Origin of the sequence: Virgibacillus ndiopensis, assembly GCF_900187325.1 — a bacterium.
GTDB classification, from domain to species: domain Bacteria; phylum Bacillota; class Bacilli; order Bacillales; family Amphibacillaceae; genus Virgibacillus_E; species Virgibacillus_E ndiopensis.
In genome coordinates, this window is the sequence record NZ_FZMZ01000005.1 from 424734 (window position 1) to 440221 (window position 15488).

Consider the following 15488-nt stretch of genomic DNA (forward strand, 5'->3'; position numbering starts at 1 on the left):
GAGAGAGTCTATGATTAATAAGATACTTATCGCAAATCGTGGTGAAATCGCTGCACGAATTATTCGAACATGCAAACGATTAAATATTCAAACTATTTCGGTCTACTCTGAAGATGATCAAAAAGCACCATTTGTTTCACTTGCAGATGAAAGCTATTTACTTGGTCCCGCCCGGGTCAATGAAAGTTATTTAAACGTTGATAAAATACTTCAGATTGCACAAGAAGCAAATGCAGATGCCATTCATCCAGGTTACGGATTTTTAAGTGAAAATGCATCATTTGCAAAAAGATGTCAGGAAGCAGGGTTAGCCTTTATTGGACCTGCTGGTGATATTATGGAGAAAATGGGAAGTAAAATAGAAGCTAGAGATACGATGCAGCAGGCTGGTGTTCCAGTGGTTCCTGGTACTGCTGGTGCTGTTGCAAACGTTGAAGATGCAATAGAAATTGCCAAGAAGATAGGATACCCAATTATGCTAAAGGCATCTGCTGGCGGTGGTGGAATAGGTATGCAGGTTGTTCAATCCGATGATGAATTAACGAAAGCATTTGCAAGCAACTCCAAACGGGCAGAAACCTTTTTTGGTAATGGTGCGATGTTTATGGAAAAAAAACTAGAGAATGCCCATCATATTGAAATACAACTTTTAGCAGATCACCATGGCAATGTGGTACATTTATTTGAGCGAGAGTGTTCTATACAACGAAGAAACCAAAAGGTTGTAGAAGAAGCGCCTTCTCCATTTATTTCGGAAAGAACGAGAAAGAAAATGGGTGAAACAGCAATAAAGGCCGCACAGGCAATCGGATACACTAATGCTGGAACTATTGAATTTTTGGTTGATGATAGTGAAAACTTCTATTTTCTTGAAATGAATACTAGAATTCAGGTGGAACATGCTATTACAGAAGAAATTACAGGTCTCGATATTGTAGAAGAGCAAATACGCATTGCGAATGGTGAACTACTTAAGATTAACCAAGATGATTTAAAAATTAATGGGCATGCGATTGAAGTGCGAATCTATGCAGAAGATCCAGTGACATTTTTTCCGTCACCTGGGCATATTCAAAACATGCACGTTCCAGAAGGTGATATGATACGAAATGAGCTTGCTGTAACAGATAACTATGATGTTACACCGTTTTATGATCCAATGATTGGTAAACTTATTGTTATCGGTAAAACAAGAGACGAGGCTATTGCAACTTTAAAAGGAGCTTTAGCTAAATACAAAATCGAAGGCATTAAAACGAATATTTCAATGCTGAAAACGATTGTCGATGATGAACAATTTAAATTAGGGATTACAACTACAGCGTTTGTACAAGATCATTATTTAACAAAAGTTCAAACAAACTAAGGAGGAATTATAATGCAAGAAGTAAAGGCATCAATGGCAGGAAGTGTATGGAAAATAACAGTAAGTGAAGGTGAAAGTGTACAGGACGGTCAAGATGTTGTTATTTTAGAATCTATGAAAATGGAAATTCCAATTGCAGCTGAGCAGGCAGGGACTGTAAAGGAATTAAAGGTTACAGAAGGCGATTTTGTTAATGAAGGTGACGTTATAGCAGTTATTGAATAGGGATATTCTGTGCCCTAGTCCTAAAAGGATCTGGGGCATACATATATGGTATTTGAAAATCTATAACTCTAACAGACAATGATTTGAGGAGATTTAATAATGTCAGAGCTAATAAAATTTGAAAAAGTTAACGAGCATATTGCAGTCATAACGTTAAATAGACCTGAGGCAGCTAATGCGATGTCCAAAGCCCTATTAGATGAGCTAAATGCATGCGTTTACAATATAAATCAGGATAATTCAATTCGTTGTACAGTAATAACTGCAGCTAATGAAAAAGCTTTTTGTGCTGGTGCAGATTTAAAAGAGCGAAAAGGAATGAACGATCAACAAGTAATTGATGCAGTCAGCTATATCGGTGAAACAGTAAGAAATATAGAAAAGATGAAAATGCCTGTAATTGCTGCTATTAATGGTGTAGCATTTGGCGGGGGCTTAGAATTAGCATTAGCTTGCGATATTCGGATTGCAGCAGAACATGCTAAAATGGGATTAACGGAAACATCATTGGCCATTATTCCAGGTGCTGGAGGAACACAAAGATTGACAAGATTAATAGGTTTAGGTCAAGCTAAGCGATTAATCTTTACCGCAAATCCTGTCACTGCATCTGAAGCATTGGACATTGGATTAGTTGAAGAGATTAGCGATTCAACTACATTACTAGATAGTGCAATTAGGATGGCTGAACAAATTATTAAAAATGGACCAATTGCATTGCGCCTGGCAAAAACTGCAATTAATCAAGGTATTCAAACTGATATAACAACAGGGTTGAGCATTGAACATTTGTGCTATAAAGAAACCATTCCGACACAAGATCGGAATGAAGGGTTAGTAGCATTTAAAGAGAAAAGAAAACCAGTATATGAAGGAATATAATTACAGGAGGTCACTTCATGTCATATGTAGAAGACTTACAAAATAGAATAAATCATATCGAACAAGGTGGACAAGAAAAATATCATAAAAAGAATGAAGAAAAGGGAAAATTGTTTGTTCGTAAACGGTTAGAATTGTTATTTGATGAAGATATAGACATAGAAGATGCATTTTTTGCTAATTGTATGGATGATTCCTTACCATCAGATGGGGTTGTCACTGGAATTGGTAAAGTTAATGGGCAAGCTGTATGTGTTATGGCAAATGATTCAACTGTAAAGGCAGGTTCATGGGGGAAAAGAACGGTGGAAAAAATTCTTCGTATCCAAGAAACTGCGATGAAATTAGAATTGCCGATGCTATACTTAGTTGATTCAGCTGGAGCACGAATTACTGATCAAGTGGAAATGTTCCCAGGTCGTAGGGGAGCAGGACGTATTTTTCATAATCAAATTAAATTATCTGGCAGAGTTCCACAAGTATGTTTATTGTTTGGACCATCGGCTGCTGGAGGAGCTTATATTCCGGCTTTCTGTGATATCGTAATCATGGTAGACGGAAATGCATCCATGTATTTAGGTTCACCGCGTATGGCCGAAAAAGTGATTGGTGAAAAAGTGAGCCTTGAAGAAATGGGTGGTGCACAAATGCATTGCTCCGTATCTGGTGTAGGTGATGTTTTAGTAAAATCAGAAGAAGAAGCTATTGAATACACCCGCAATTATTTAAGCTATTTCCCCGCTAATTTTAAAGAAAAACCAAAAGAATTTGAAGCGAAAGATATAAAAGAGTTCGAGAAATCAATTACTGATATAATTCCACAAAACCAGAATGCGCCGTTTAATATGTATGATTTTATCAATCGTATTATTGATGAGGATAGTTTTTGTGAAATTAAAAAGAAATTCGCGCCAGAATTAGTTACTGGACTTGCTCGAATAAATGGTAAATCTGTTGGGATAATTGCAAATCAACCTCGTGTAAAAGGGGGCGTGCTATTCCCAGATTCTGCAGACAAAGCAGCGAAGTTCGTTCAATTATGTGATGCATTCAATATTTCATTGTTGTTCTTGATGGACATACCTGGATTTATGATTGGTACAAAGGTAGAACGCGCTGGTATCATTCGTCATGGCGCAAAAATGCTCGCATCCATGAGCGAAGCTACGGTTCCGAAAATTTCAGTTGTAGTTCGTAAAGCTTATGGTGCAGGCTTATACGCAATGGCTGGTCCTGCGTTTGAACCTGACTGCTGTTTAGCCTTACCTACAGCTCAAATAGCGGTAATGGGGCCTGAGGCTGCGGTAAATGCTGTTTATGCAAATAAAATCGCTGCATTGCCTGAGGAAGAAAGACCTGCTTTTATTAAAGAAAAGCAGGATGAGTATAAGGACAACATCGACATTTACCGTTTAGCATCTGAACTAGTAGTAGATGCTATTGTTGATCCAGATAAACTAAGAGATGAATTAGTTAAACGTTTTACCATGTATCAATCCAAATCAGTTACATTTACAGAAAGAAAACATGGGGTTTATCCTGTTTAACGTTAAAAATTGTAAAACGATAAAGCTGTCTCACTGTACTGGTATTTAACCGTATAGAGACGGCTTTTTCTATTCATAACATTTATTAATGCTGTTCCATATAGTGTAGTAATAAATACTTCTTTAACCACTACACATAATTAATCTACCATAATTATATTATGTAAACTGAAAAGCAACTTGATTCAAATTTACTAACATAAATGATATTCTGATAGGAGCGTATTAGAAAGTGGGGAATTTCAATAATGGATAATCGATTTTTTCGTGATGCCATGGGAAAGTTTGCAACCGGTATCACCATAGTCAGTTCAGAATATGATGGGGAAATAATAGGAATGACGGTGAATGCATTTATGTCGGTATCGTTAGATCCCAAATTAATAGCTATATCAATTGATGAAAAAGCAGGAATGTACGATAAATTACAGGAAACTAAAAAATTTGGTCTAAGTATTCTTAACGAAGAACAAAAGGAACTCTCCATGATTTTTGCAAAACAAATAGAAAAAAATCGGGAAATTCCATTTACGATGCAGGATGATGTCCCTGTAATACAAGGGTCTATTGCTACTTTATCTTGTTATGTTAAAGAAGTAGCAAAGGCAGGAGACCATATGATTTTTATTGCTGAAGTTACTGAAATAAACTTGGTCGAAGGTGATCCAATTCTCTTTTTTGGTGGTAAATATAGAACGATGGATTCTTAGTGCTTAAGCTCCAACAATATGTTGGGGTTTTTAAATTATGGTCTTTTCGCATCATTTGTTGCTATTCATAGAAACTGCCTAGGTAAGTGCTGTAAAATAACCTTAAATTGCATAAAATTAATTCCAGAAAATTGTATTTCCTATTTTGTTAAAATATAATTAATGTACAAACCCTAAAACGAGGTGTCAAATTATGAAAGTAGACGAGTTTATGATTACTGACGTTGTTACGGTAACGAAGGATATGTCCATTAAGCAATTACTTGAAATTCTGGTGAATAATAAGATTGGCGGAGTTCCGGTTGTAGATGATACAAACAAGTTGCTTGGTATGATTACTGATGGCGATGTTATTCGATATCTACAGCCAAAAGATAGAACCGTATATGATATGTTTACACTTATACTAGTTAGCGAAAAAGAAGATTTACGACATAAACTTAAGTATGCTATTGATCACCGTGTTGAAAAAATAATGCGTAATAAAGAAATTCATTCAGTACACCCTAATGATGATTTGGAGATTGCAACGTCTATTTTTTCCAAACATCGATTTAAAAAAATTCCAGTTGTAGATGATAATATGAAGGTAGTAGGAGTAATTAGTCGAGGGGACGTTATTCGGTTTATCTCTACAAAATTAATCTCTGATAAATAATAATAAAGTAAATGCAATTATAACCATCTGTAAATTACGCAGATGGTTTTTTTATTTAAATAGTTAAATTTTTCAATTGTCGAATTTTGCCAGCTTGACTAAAAATTCTGCAAGTGATAGTTTTATAGTATTAGTTATTGGTAGGGAAATAGTCCCTATCCTTCATTGAATATTAGAAACCGGGGTAGAAAAATATGAAATTTTTATTATCTATTTTAGGGGTATTTGTATTAATTTTTGCTTTAGTTGCGTTTCCACTTGCCATAGAAATTATGGGTGGAGAGCTATCAATTGATTTTAGTGTAATGCTAGATTTAACGAAAGCGTATTTGGGGGGGATTTTCACTGGCGAATCTTTTCATTATAAAGAGGGGGTTGACCGAAATCCTAACTTTTTTGCAACAATTCCAGATTATCTTCTAACATCCTTTCTATATTTGGCAGTTGCCATTATTCTTGCTATTGTAATCAGTTTACTTATTTCCGCTTGGTTTAGTAGGTCTAGGAAAGAATGGATGAAAGATATCATTGGTTTTTTTGGAATGGTTCCAGACTTCATAATGGTGTTGTTTTTACAACTTGGAGCTGTTTTCTTTTATCAGACTACGGGGCTTCGATTAGCACGAATAGCGACACGCGGTGTTGATGAACATGCGATTTTGTTACCGCTTATCACGTTAACCATTGTTCCAACCATTTATTTAATTCGTTCGTTATCAGAACGAACCTATGATGTATTAACGGATGATTATATTTTGACTGCAAAAGCCAAAGGTCTAAGAAAAATTTACATATTTGTTCAGCATGTAATTAGAAATGTTCTACCATATTTGAAAGCTGATCTACATAAAGTGATTGCTATTTTGATGAGTAATTTATTTATAGTGGAATATTTATTTAATATTAGTGGATTAGCTGGGTTCTTGTTTAATACCGGCGAATATCAATTTAACTTGACTACTAATATTCTTATTACTTTGGTAGTTTTATATATTGTGTTGTATTGGTTTATTCGGTTATTCATTGCTTGTTTAGAAAGGATATTTGCTCATGATTAATTGGCGATTAGGCTTAGGCGTTATATTAACAGGTCTTTTAGTATTGGTGGCTATTTTCGGTCCGATGCTTGCTCCATATGAAGAAGATTATGTTAAACCTTCTGGTTATTATTACAACAGTAACGACGATTTCGGTGTTATTTCGAATCCTACACCACCTTCTAGTGAGCATATCTTTGGGACGGATCAATATGGTTACGATATATTAACACTTTTATTATACGGTGCCAAGTATACTTTACTAGTTGGACTACTTGTTGCTTTGGTCATTGTGATAGGTGGTTTATTAGGGTTAATAAATGGTATTCGTAGTAAAAACGAGAAAGTTGGAAGTAGTTTTGGATTGTTAGGTAGTATACCTGCATTTATCATTATTTATTTTGTTATGGTAGGGATTGTTGTGAATTCCAGTTTAACTATGATAGATTTAATTATTTTGCAATCCGTATTGATGACGATTGTAGGTATACCAGGTGTCTATGCCGCAGTATTTAGTAAAACGAAGGAATTAAAGAAAAATTTATATATTACTGCCTCCCATTCACTAGGTGCTAGATCGTTTCGTATTGCTTGGAAACATTTATTGCCACACCTGAAAGGGACGTTAATGGTAATGTTTGTTAAAGAAATAATTCTTGTACTTTCGTTAATAGGGCAGCTTGGAATCTTTAATATTTTTTTAGGCGGTACCATATTACGTTTAGGTGGGGAAGGTGTGTACTTATCTGTAACCCACGATTGGGCAGGGCTAATTGGACAGTGGCGTTCATTTGTATATGATTACCAGTGGGTATTATTGTATCCTTTATTAGCTTTTGTACTAGTTATTTTTTCTTTTTATATTCTTTCTAGAGGAATCGAGTTAAAGGATAAACATGGGTTTAAGAAATATCCGCACATTTAACTTGCTGGGTAGAAATAGAGTGTAAAAACACGTATAATAACCATGTATAATTGTAATTAGAAGGGATATGTACATCTTGGAATTAATTAGTACGTTGCCAGAACAAATTACTGCAAACCAGTTGGCAGCTCTGTATCAAGAGATACTGGCAAATGGTGATAATAAAAATGCAACTAAACTACTGGATTTATATGAAAAAATGACTAAAGATGAATTTGTAGTTAGTTTTGCAGGACATTTTTCTGCGGGTAAATCATCAATGATAAACAAATTGGTAGGTGAAGATATATTACCGCAGAGCCCTATCCCGACAAGTGCGAATGTAGTTAAAATCAATTCGGGTGACGGTGTTGCACGTGTTTATTTTCATCACGATGCTCCGGTTGAATACAAAGAACCGTATGATATCGATATGATTAAGGAGTATTGTAAAGACAAAGATACTATTAAAAAAATTGAACTTAGTACAGCAAAGAAAATAGTACCTGAACGTACAGCGATATTCGATACACCAGGTATTGATGCTGCTGATGACGCAGACCGATTAATTACGGAGTCATCATTACACGTGGTTGATGTATTATTTTATGTAATGGATTATAACCACGTCCAATCTGAAGTGAATTTACAATTTTTGAATTCATTAGATCAAAAAGGAATTCCATTTTATGTCATAATTAATCAAATAGATAAGCATGATGAAATGGAAATACCATTTAAAAAATTTGAAACAAGTATTAAACAAACGTTTGATCAATGGAATATTCATCCAGAACAGATATATTATTCATCTTTAGTTAGAGAAAATGCCGCACATAATCAGTTTCCTATAATAAAACAAAAGCTGCACAGCTTGATGACTACAGATAGAGATATGTTTTATTCTATAAATAGCTCCGTGCGACAGGTCATACATGAGCATATTAAAATGTTAACGAATGAATGTAATGAAAAAATTGCAGAATATGAGAACATTAATGATAATCAACAAGAAATTTACGAAAGTATAGCTGAAATTCAAGATAATATAGCAGCTATTAAAAGTAGTTACAATCATTTTGAGCAGGATTTTAAGACTGAACTACAATCAACGTTAAAGAATGCATATATCATGCCATATGAATTGCGTGATAAAGCACAATCATTCCTTGAATCGCAGCAATCTGACTTTAAAGTAGGTTTATTCGGCTCGAAGAAAAAAACGAAAGATGAAAGAGAAATGCGGTTAAATGCTTTCTTAGATGCATTACGTGAGAGTATGGTGGCTGCAATACAATGGAAATTACGTGATAAATTTGCAAATCTGTTTAAGCGTTATTCGATTAATAACACGGAGTTACTACAAATAACTCAACAAATTTCGATTGATTATACTGCTGCAGACATACAGTCACTAGTAAAATCTGGCGCTAAAGTAAACGGAGATTATGTGTTAAATTATACAAACGATATAAGTAGCAATATTAAGCAAAAGTATAAGCAAGAGGCACTACAAGTGTTAAATAGAATTACTGAAGAAATAAAGAAAAAAAACGATCAAGAAATCACAACTTATCTGGACCGACTTGCAAAACTAAATAACACTAGAGATCAAATTAAGAATATAGAAGTAATAAAGCAATCCCTAAAAAATAAACAAAGTGTATTGGAGGAAATTTTATTACACCCTAATCAGAGTGTTGAATTTTCTTTAGACGAAATTCTTAAGAAAAAATACCATAAGATCGAACAGGGGAGTTACAAGCATAAAATTAGTGAATCAACTAATAACGAATATCAATCAGAGCAAAATGAACTAGATAGAGGGAAAACGGAACCATTAGATAGCGTTTTACAGAGTATTGATCAGACAATAAGTATAATTACAGCTTTACCTGGTTTTCAGACTATTATTGACGACTTAAAAGGAAAGCAGAAACGTTTAGCTAATCGAACACACACAATAGCTCTTTTCGGGGCGTTTAGTGCTGGGAAATCATCTTTTGCTAATGCATTAATTGGTAATAGTGTTTTACCAGTTTCACCGAACCCCACTACTGCTACAATTAACAGAATACGTCCAACTACAGAAAACTACAAGCATGGAACCGTTGTTGTAAAGATGAAAAGCTCTAAAACGTTGTTGGATGACTTAATGAATATCACAAAGGACTTTTCACCGTCTAGTGAAAATTTTGCAGATTTACTTGGGTGGGTTCAAGATAATGCTATACATTCGAGTGAAGATCTACAGCAAATGTATCAAGCATATTTACAAGCGATGATAAGGGGATACGACAATAATAAAACATTTATTGGAGAAGACCTTACGATAACACTTGATGAGTTCGCTGATTATGTCAGTGATGAAACGAAGGCATGCTATGTAGAATCGATTGATCTTTACTATGACTGTCAGCTAACTGAACAAGGTATAACATTAGTTGATACACCAGGAGCTGATTCAGTAAATTCTCGGCATACAAATGTTGCATTTGATTATATCAAGTACGCTGATGCAATTTTATATGTTACGTACTACAATCATGCACTATCCCGAGCTGATAAAGATTTTCTTATGCAATTAGGTCGTGTAAAAGATACTTTTCAATTAGACAAAATGTTTTTTGTTGTTAATGCAGCTGATTTAGCAAAGGACACAGAGGAGTTAACACTAGTTACGAATTACGTAGAAGAGCAGTTAGTTCAACTAGGTATTCGTTTTCCAAAATTATTTCCAATCTCAAGCAAACAGGCGCTGGAAGCAAAACGAAATAATCAAGCTCTACCTGATCAAATGCAAACATTTGAGGAGAAATTTCATCATTTTATTCGGGATGATCTTGCTTTACTATCAATTCAAGCTGCGGTACTGGACATAAAGCGTGCCTATCAATCTATGACGAACTATATAGAATCGGCAAACTTAAATGATCAAGAAAAAGAAAGTTATCGGTTGGACCTGTTTGCGAAAAGGGAGAAGCTAGAAGACGTTATTTCTAGTGCCAACGTAGATTTATATGCGAAACAAATTAATCAAAAAATTGAAAAGCAATTGTACTACGTTTTAGAACGATTTTCCATTCGTTTTCATGATATGTTTAAGGAAACATTCAATCCAACTACAATTACAGGAACTGGAAAACAAGCACAAGCTCAGCTTAGTAACAGTATGAAAAGTTTACTTGATTATACTGGTTATGAATTAGTTCAGGAAATAAGGGCAGTATCTCTTCGAATTGAATCCTATATGTATTCCTTGGCAAATGACGCTTACGAAACGATTATAGAAAAAAGTACTCAGATAGATGAAAAATTAGTATTACCAAGTTTGATGTCATTTGATCTATCAACACCTGAATATGATAAGGCATTTGGTAGTATAGAGAAAAATACCTTCCATAAGGCGCTTTCCGGTTTTAAGGGTACTAAGTCATTTTTTGAAAAAAACGAAAAGGAACATATGAAAGAAGCTATCTATGAGTCACTTGCTCCAATTGCAAAAGAATATATTGACGAAAACAAAGTGATTATGATGCAGGCTTATATAGCACAATGGAATCACGTAATGGAAACGATACAACAAGAAACAATCAAGAATATAGATTCTTATATTGATAATTACTTATCCATGATGACAGAAACAATTGATATAGAATTACTAACAGAAAAGCAATATGTCCTGTCGACAATTCTAAAAACTCATGGTGTACAGGAGGTGTAATATAATGGAGAAACAAAAGGTATTATTAGTTGATGGTATGGCATTACTTTTTAGAGGTTTCTTTGCAACTGCATTCCGTGGAAATTTTATGAAGACAAGTAAAGGAGTACCAACAAATGGTGTTTATCAATTCCTACGCTATTTTTTAGACGCTGTAGAGACGTTCGAACCCACCCATGTAATATGCTGCTGGGATATGGGAAGCAAAACATTTCGAACAGAAATGTACGATGGATATAAAGCTAATCGCGGTGAGCCACCTGAAGAATTAATTCCACAGTTTGACTTAATCAAAGAGGTAACAGAGGCGTTTAATATGCCAAATGTCGGACTCGAAAATTATGAAGCTGATGATTGTATAGGTACACTAGCAAACCATTATGCTATTGAAAATGAAGTCATTATTCTAACGGGGGATCAAGATATTTTACAATTAGTTGCTAATGGCGTCAGTGTCGCAATTATGAAAAAAGGGCAAGGGAATTATGATGTTTTTCATAAAGAAAACTTTTATGAAAAACGTGGTATTGAACCAAAACAAATAATTGATTTAAAAGGTTTGATGGGGGATACATCAGATAATTATCCTGGCGTAAAAGGAATTGGCGAGAAAACGGCACTAAAACTTATTCAGGAGTATGGTTCCATCGATAATATTCTAGCCAATACTGATCAACTATCTAAAGGAATTCAAACAAAAATTCAAAATAACCTTGAAATGCTGCATCTGTCAAAAAAACTTGCAGAGATTAAATGTGACGTACCAATTAGTTGCGCATTAGAATCTGCATTATGGAATTATGACAAATCTAAAATCAACGAGAAGTTCTCTGAACTGGAATTTAAAAACTTAGGCAAATTAATTGGCTAAACAATAAAAAGCGGGTTGTGTGGCGTGTTTATTCCTCACGACTCGCTTTTTATTTGTGTTATGGTTGTAATATTACTTTTATACAATCATCTTCTCTGTTGTTAAAAATTTTATATCCGTGAGCTGCATCACTTAATGAAAGTTTATGAGTAATAATTGCAGTTGGGTCAATTTGCCCTTTTGTGATTTTTTCATATAATCCGGCCATATAACTTCGGGCAGGTGCTTGTCCCATTTTAAGTGTAATATTTCTAGTAAAGAAAGGCCCTAACGGAAACATGTTATAAAGCCCGCCATAAACACCTGTTAAGTGTACTGTTCCATATTTTCTTACAGCCTTAGTAGCTATTTGTATAGGTCCTAATGTTCCTCCTTGTAATTTTAGTTTTTGTTCCACATATTCAAGTGGTGATTTTTTCCCATCCATTCCTACACAGTCAATGACTATATCAGCGCCCCCTTTCGTTATTTCTTTTAAGGTTTCCCCCATATCGTCATCTTTTGTGAAATCGAATATTTCGGTCTTATTCATTTTTTTGGAATGCTGCAGGCGATAGTCTAAATAATCTACTGCAATTACCCGTTCAGCCCCTTTTGCCCATGCGAACTGTTGAGCCATCAACCCAATTGGACCACATCCTAATATAATAACAGTGTCACCTTTTTTTACACCAGCATGCTCAACACTCCAGTAAGCAGTGGGTAATACATCTGATAAGAAAAGTAATTGATCATCATTTAGTTCACAGTCCTCAGGGATAAGGAATGGGGTATAATTACCAAATGGTACACGAAGGTATTCGGCTTGGCCACCAGGAAAATCTCCAAATTTTTCCGAATAACCAAAGTAGCCTCCAGAATCATAATGTGGATTTGAATTGTCACATTGACTTTCCTGGTGATGTGTACAATAGTGGCAGGTACCACATGCAACAGTAAACGGAATAACTACCCGGTCTCCCTTTTTTAATTTTGTAACTTCTGGACCAACTTCTTCGACAATTCCCATTGGTTCATGGCCGATTACATAACCAATAGGGAGAGGAAAGTTTCCTTGATAAAGGTGGAGATCGGAGCCACAAATGGCAGTTGAGGTTATTTTTACAATTACATCTTGAGAATCTTGAATCCTGGGATCGTCAACTTCTTTAACATTAATGGTTTCTTTTCCTTGATACGTAACAGCTTTCATAGGAATATAGCCTCCAATACTTTTTAGTATAATCCGCTTTGGCAATAGTAAATATACGTGTAATTATTTGAAATATAGCATTTCAATATAATGTTCAATTAATGCTATGTTACGTTTTGCTTCTGCTTTATCCTTTTCTTCAATGGATACCTGTAGTTTTAAAATTTGTTCATTTAAATTGTTATATTCAGTTTCGTCACCGAGTAGCTGGTATTTCCATTTACCATTTCTGTAATATTCCAAAATTAACTTTGCTTCTTGCTTTGCTTTATGCCATTGAGTTTGGTTAACTAGATTTTTAATTTCTGTTGATTTATTGTAGATTGGATTCTTTTGAATGGTTTCATTGGAACAGCCAAATATAAATGCAATACAACTGAATAAGACTATGACTGATTTACTCATTTTCATGTAATTGCCTCCGTAACGTATCTTTAGTCTTAACTTAACCATAATAAGAAAAGATATTACATGTGATTTGGAGGATTTTCATCATGCCTGAGTATATGATAATCGTTGTTCGATCGTTATTTGCTTTCTTTTTCATTTTTATTCTTGCAAGAATGCTTGGAAAAAAACAAATAGCACAACTTTCATTTTTTGATTATATAACTGGTATTTCAATAGGTAATATGGCTGCATCACTAGCAATTGATACGCAATTACAATCGGTTAATGCAATAATAGGGTTACTGATATTTAGTTTTTTAACTATTATCATCGCATTTTTAGCAATGAAGTCTTTAAATTTTAGAAAGATCGTTGAAGGTAATCCTATTATTCTTATGAGGAATGGGAATGTCTTAGAAAAGAACTTATTCAAAGCTAAAATGACTTTTGACGATTTGATGATGGGTCTAAGGGAAAAAAATGCATTTAAATTAGCAGATGTTGAAATGGCAGTACTCGAAACAGATGGACAATTAAGTGTAATGAAAAAGGCTGCGTATAATCCTTTAACTCCAAACGATATTGGAGTTAGTGTTGAGGGAGAACATATACCTTCGTTGATAATTATTGATGGTTATTTATTAGAGAAACGGTTGAAATATTTAGGGTATACGGAAGAGTGGCTTATTGGGGAAATTATGAAACAAGGTGCAAAAGATTATAAAGACGTGTTTTTGGCCCAAATTGATTCTAAAGGAAATGTATACATTGATTTACATAATGATAAAGAAAAAGTACCACAAATGAAACAAAAGCCGCTTCTAGCCGCGCAACTAAGAAAAATTCAGGCGGATTTAGAGGGGTTTGCTATACAAACAGAAGATCCAAATGCGAAAAAGATGTATTATAATCAATCAAAAGAACTTCAAGATCTTATAGATAAAATTCATCCATTGCTTAGAGAATGAATTTACAAAACGTGATTTAAATTTTTAATAAATGAATCAGATTGAATTGTAATATAAAAAATCACTGTATAGTTCAGTGATTTTTTATATTATTTCATTTTACTATTGTACAGGCTGGTAGATGCTTGCGATAGTTTGAGTTTCATTTTGTGGTGCTGCCATAAGTGGATAGTATCCTTTCTTAGTCATGTACTGCCACATTTCATAAGCATGACGGTTACTGTTTAAGAAAGCATTTTCGAGAAATGTTCGTAAATCCGGATTCGCACATTCAACTGCAGCAATACCGTAATTTTTAGCTGAACTTTTCTGATTTAATAGATAAGCCAATGCTATTTCACGATCATTATGTTGTTGTACATCTGTTCTTGGAGTAACTGATGAGAATTCACTAACAGGTGCTTGTGTATAGGAATCTAAAATTGGTTTTAATTCTGCAGGCTTGAATTTAGAAATGTCCGGTGTTGTTTGACTTTGTACAAATTCAACCTTTAAATTGTAGTCTTGAACATGAAGCGGAAAATGCTGTTGCAATAATTCTTTCAATTCTGGATCTTGCGCTTGATTGATGTGACTTGCCATACATGTTACGGTGTTAAAACATCCAGCGATAAGTTCACTTAAATTAGTAAGTTCATGTGATGCTAATTGCATAATGGGAAAACCTCCTTATGGTTTAAAATTTCTTCTATATTATTAGGAATAAAATTTGGGATATACATAAAATTAAAAACCTGTATTACGAATAATTCGTAGTACAGGTTCTTAGAAATTTCTTTGCTCAATGATTAACGGTTATTGCGTCTGTTGTTATTGTTATTATTGTTATCTCTGTTGTTGTCATTAAAGTTGTTTTCATCAAGGAATTCATTTTCATTCCCAAATTCAACATTATTAATTTCCTGGTTGTTATTATTGTTGTTGTTGCGATTGTTACGTTCATTTCGATTTCTGTCTCTGTTGTCCATTGGTTGACCCTCCTAAATAGATTTTATTAAGGTGAAGATCAATCTT

The 15488-nt window shown here is 34.3% G+C and carries 15 protein-coding genes; 11 read left to right on the forward strand and 4 right to left on the reverse strand.

The genetic code is table 11. From position 1 onward, the window contains the following. Window positions 1-10 precede the first annotated feature (10 nt). The 10 genes from CS937_RS09405 (at window position 11) to CS937_RS09450 (ending at window position 11924) form a co-directional block, all read left to right on the forward strand. Window positions 11-1366, forward strand: a complete 1356-nt coding sequence (locus tag CS937_RS09405) for an acetyl-CoA carboxylase biotin carboxylase subunit (RefSeq protein ID WP_099158211.1) — start codon at window positions 11-13, stop codon at window positions 1364-1366. Window positions 1367-1378: 12 nt separating this feature from the next. Next, window positions 1379-1591, forward strand: a complete 213-nt coding sequence (locus tag CS937_RS09410; RefSeq protein ID WP_099158212.1) for an acetyl-CoA carboxylase biotin carboxyl carrier protein subunit — start codon at window positions 1379-1381, stop codon at window positions 1589-1591. Between the two features lie 99 nt (window positions 1592-1690). After that, window positions 1691-2473, forward strand: coding sequence for an enoyl-CoA hydratase (locus CS937_RS09415; RefSeq protein ID WP_099158213.1), 783 nt, complete (start codon window positions 1691-1693; stop codon window positions 2471-2473). Window positions 2474-2490: 17 nt separating this feature from the next. Beyond that, on the forward strand, window positions 2491-4020 hold the full coding sequence (locus CS937_RS09420) for an acyl-CoA carboxylase subunit beta (protein WP_099158214.1): 1530 nt from the start codon (window positions 2491-2493) through the stop codon (window positions 4018-4020). 248 nt (window positions 4021-4268) lie between these two features. Further along, window positions 4269-4730 carry a flavin reductase family protein gene (locus CS937_RS09425; RefSeq protein WP_099158215.1) on the forward strand — a complete coding sequence of 154 codons (462 nt, stop codon included), beginning with the start codon at window positions 4269-4271 and terminating at the stop codon, window positions 4728-4730. A 193-nt stretch (window positions 4731-4923) separates the two neighbouring features. After that, a complete protein-coding gene (locus CS937_RS09430) occupies window positions 4924-5388 on the forward strand; it encodes a CBS domain-containing protein (RefSeq protein WP_099158216.1) in 465 nt (154 codons plus the stop codon). A 194-nt stretch (window positions 5389-5582) separates the two neighbouring features. Next, window positions 5583-6446 (forward strand): ABC transporter permease subunit, encoded by an 864-nt coding sequence (locus tag CS937_RS09435; RefSeq protein WP_099158217.1) that lies wholly within the window; start codon window positions 5583-5585, stop codon window positions 6444-6446. After that, the gene (locus CS937_RS09440) at window positions 6439-7350 is read left to right on the forward strand and encodes an ABC transporter permease (RefSeq protein ID WP_099158218.1); all 912 of its coding nucleotides are present in this window, start codon (window positions 6439-6441) and stop codon (window positions 7348-7350) included. Before CS937_RS09435 ends, CS937_RS09440 begins: the two co-directional genes overlap by 8 nt. Before the next feature lie 76 nt (window positions 7351-7426). Continuing rightward, complete coding sequence (locus CS937_RS09445) at window positions 7427-11053, forward strand: dynamin family protein (RefSeq protein WP_176555802.1); 3627 nt, start codon at window positions 7427-7429, stop codon at window positions 11051-11053. A gap of 4 nt (window positions 11054-11057) precedes the next feature. Next, the gene (locus CS937_RS09450; RefSeq protein ID WP_099158220.1) at window positions 11058-11924 is read left to right on the forward strand and encodes a 5'-3' exonuclease; all 867 of its coding nucleotides are present in this window, start codon (window positions 11058-11060) and stop codon (window positions 11922-11924) included. Window positions 11925-11982: 58 nt separating this feature from the next. Here CS937_RS09450 and CS937_RS09455 read toward each other — a convergent pair whose 3' ends face one another. After that, window positions 11983-13116, reverse strand: a complete 1134-nt coding sequence (locus CS937_RS09455; RefSeq protein ID WP_099158221.1) for a zinc-dependent alcohol dehydrogenase — start codon at window positions 13114-13116, stop codon at window positions 11983-11985. A gap of 63 nt (window positions 13117-13179) precedes the next feature. After that, entirely contained in the window at window positions 13180-13527 is a 348-nt protein-coding gene (locus CS937_RS09460; RefSeq protein ID WP_176555803.1) for a DUF4363 family protein, read from the reverse strand. Between the two features lie 83 nt (window positions 13528-13610). On the opposite strand from CS937_RS09460, the gene CS937_RS09465 reads away from it, so the two are divergent. Continuing rightward, window positions 13611-14474 carry a DUF421 domain-containing protein gene (locus CS937_RS09465; protein WP_099158223.1) on the forward strand — a complete coding sequence of 288 codons (864 nt, stop codon included), beginning with the start codon at window positions 13611-13613 and terminating at the stop codon, window positions 14472-14474. A gap of 102 nt (window positions 14475-14576) precedes the next feature. Here the strand turns inward: CS937_RS09465 and CS937_RS09470 are convergent, their stop codons facing one another. Both CS937_RS09470 and CS937_RS09475 read right to left on the reverse strand, forming a co-directional pair. Further along, window positions 14577-15128, reverse strand: a complete 552-nt coding sequence (locus CS937_RS09470; RefSeq protein ID WP_099158224.1) for a spore coat protein — start codon at window positions 15126-15128, stop codon at window positions 14577-14579. A gap of 134 nt (window positions 15129-15262) precedes the next feature. After that, window positions 15263-15442, reverse strand: a complete 180-nt coding sequence (locus tag CS937_RS09475) for a hypothetical protein (protein WP_099158225.1) — start codon at window positions 15440-15442, stop codon at window positions 15263-15265. Window positions 15443-15488 lie beyond the last annotated feature (46 nt).

Bases quoted from the DNA above. Each gene is read 5' to 3' on its own strand.
- CS937_RS09405 (WP_099158211.1), top strand. From the start codon at position 11: ATGATTAATAAGATACTTATCGCAAATCGTGGTGAAATCGCTGCACGA.
- CS937_RS09410 (WP_099158212.1), top strand. From the start codon at position 1,379: ATGCAAGAAGTAAAGGCATCAATGGCAGGAAGTGTATGGAAAATAACA.
- CS937_RS09415 (WP_099158213.1), top strand. From the start codon at position 1,691: ATGTCAGAGCTAATAAAATTTGAAAAAGTTAACGAGCATATTGCAGTC.
- CS937_RS09420 (WP_099158214.1), top strand. From the start codon at position 2,491: ATGTCATATGTAGAAGACTTACAAAATAGAATAAATCATATCGAACAA.
- CS937_RS09425 (WP_099158215.1), top strand. From the start codon at position 4,269: ATGGATAATCGATTTTTTCGTGATGCCATGGGAAAGTTTGCAACCGGT.
- CS937_RS09430 (WP_099158216.1), top strand. From the start codon at position 4,924: ATGAAAGTAGACGAGTTTATGATTACTGACGTTGTTACGGTAACGAAG.
- CS937_RS09435 (WP_099158217.1), top strand. From the start codon at position 5,583: ATGAAATTTTTATTATCTATTTTAGGGGTATTTGTATTAATTTTTGCT.
- CS937_RS09440 (WP_099158218.1), top strand. From the start codon at position 6,439: ATGATTAATTGGCGATTAGGCTTAGGCGTTATATTAACAGGTCTTTTA.
- CS937_RS09450 (WP_099158220.1), top strand. From the start codon at position 11,058: ATGGAGAAACAAAAGGTATTATTAGTTGATGGTATGGCATTACTTTTT.
- CS937_RS09455 (WP_099158221.1), bottom strand. From the start codon at position 13,116: ATGAAAGCTGTTACGTATCAAGGAAAAGAAACCATTAATGTTAAAGAA.
- CS937_RS09460 (WP_176555803.1), bottom strand. From the start codon at position 13,527: ATGAAAATGAGTAAATCAGTCATAGTCTTATTCAGTTGTATTGCATTT.
- CS937_RS09465 (WP_099158223.1), top strand. From the start codon at position 13,611: ATGCCTGAGTATATGATAATCGTTGTTCGATCGTTATTTGCTTTCTTT.
- CS937_RS09470 (WP_099158224.1), bottom strand. From the start codon at position 15,128: ATGCAATTAGCATCACATGAACTTACTAATTTAAGTGAACTTATCGCT.
- CS937_RS09475 (WP_099158225.1), bottom strand. From the start codon at position 15,442: ATGGACAACAGAGACAGAAATCGAAATGAACGTAACAATCGCAACAAC.